1 protein-coding gene is annotated in these 328 nt (G+C 41.8%); it reads right to left on the bottom strand.

Features of this window, described 5'->3' with window-relative positions; translation table 11 throughout:
- A partial coding sequence (locus Y882_RS19725; protein ID WP_211259241.1) for a portal protein occupies nt 1-328 on the bottom strand: 328 nt, incomplete at both ends.

The following is a 328-nucleotide window of genomic DNA, read 5'->3' as shown; positions in this document are numbered from 1 at the left end:
CAACTGAACGAACATAGTTATCAATGAAACTTACACGATTCAGTTTGGTACGGAATTGGTAGTTAAGAACCAGTTCATTCTGGCGTGCACCTTGTACATCTTCCCAAGTTACAGGAGTAACTTTGAATAACTTATTAGAACCAAGGAAAGGTTCAGTTAAAGCAGAATAACGCCCTTCAGCTTGACGACGTACAAGTTTAGGCTGTACCTGTGAACGTCCTTTGACTTTAGGTGGCTTGGCTTTGCCTTCAATACGCATAAGGTCATTCCATTCTTTGACCTTAATCATCATGGCAGTATGAGATGGCTTTGCTGCATCCAAGTCTGC

It is taken from the genome of Dyella japonica DSM 16301 (assembly GCF_001010355.1).
Classification (GTDB): domain Bacteria; phylum Pseudomonadota; class Gammaproteobacteria; order Xanthomonadales; family Rhodanobacteraceae; genus Dyella; species Dyella japonica.
Note: the sequence above shows the minus strand (reverse complement) of the source record. Positions and strands in the feature narration are given on the sequence as shown.